1 rRNA gene is annotated in these 223 nt (G+C 56.5%); it reads right to left on the minus strand.

Annotation, left to right across the window (positions count from 1 at the left end):
• Positions 1-223: ribosomal RNA gene (locus tag AAC854_RS24895) — 23S ribosomal RNA — on the minus strand; the annotation flags it as partial.

Raw genomic sequence — 223 nt, forward strand, 5'->3', positions numbered from 1 at the left:
GTGTTACCTGGTGCTTAGAGGCTTTTCCTGGAAGCAGGGCATCAACCACTTCAGCACCGTAGTGCCTCGTCATTACGCCTCAGTGTTGCAGTACTCCGGATTTGCCTGGAGCACCCACCTACACGCTTAAACCGGGACGACCGTCGCCCGGCTGGCCTAGCCTTCTCCGTCCCCCCTTCGCAGTAACACCGAGTACAGGAATATTAACCTGTTTCCCATCGAC

The organism is Xenorhabdus entomophaga (assembly GCF_037996725.1).
Lineage (GTDB): Bacteria > Pseudomonadota > Gammaproteobacteria > Enterobacterales > Enterobacteriaceae > Xenorhabdus > Xenorhabdus khoisanae.